The sequence below is a fragment of the Corynebacterium sp. c25Ua_89 genome (assembly GCF_047459735.1).
Lineage (GTDB): Bacteria > Actinomycetota > Actinomycetes > Mycobacteriales > Mycobacteriaceae > Corynebacterium > Corynebacterium simulans.
This window is the reverse complement of the sequence record NZ_JASBOD010000015.1, coordinates 1-496: the sequence shown is the minus strand read 5'-3', so window position 1 is coordinate 496 and position 496 is coordinate 1. Positions and strand designations below refer to the sequence as shown.

The 496-nt window shown below is 55.8% G+C and carries 1 protein-coding gene; it reads left to right on the top strand.

Annotated features, from left to right (window positions below):
- Positions 1–488: IS30 family transposase (locus tag QKB66_RS11945; RefSeq protein WP_414253376.1), on the top strand; the 488-nt coding region annotated here is incomplete at its 5' end.
- Between the last annotated feature and the right edge of the window lie 8 nt (positions 489–496).

The window sequence follows — 496 nt, the reverse complement described above, 5'->3', positions numbered from 1 at the left end:
GGGCTATTCCCGGGCACTGGGAGGGCGACCTTGTTATTGGTAAAGGTGGCAAAAGCGCGCTGATTACCCTAGTAGAGCGCACCAGCCGTTACACCCTGCTTGGACACCTTCCCGATGAGCACAGTTCACACACCGTGGTCGCAACCCTGCAGGACATGGTCAAAGACCTCAACACCGAGCAGCTAAAGACCATCACATGGGACCAAGGCGCAGAAATGGCTGTCACAGCACAAGTCCAGATTAAAGACGGCTGCCAGGTGTTTTTCTGTGAACCGCACTCACCGTGGCAGAGACCAACCAACGAGAACACCAACGGCGAGATCAGGCGCAGGTTCTACAAAAAGGGCACCGACTTTGCCACCGTCACACCCGAACATGTCGCGTGGGTGCAAAATGAGCTCAACGAAACACCCCGACAAATCCTCGGCGGCGCAACCCCACGTGAAATACTTAACGAACTATTCAAGCGTGGCGCATCCACCGCTTGATTCCGCCC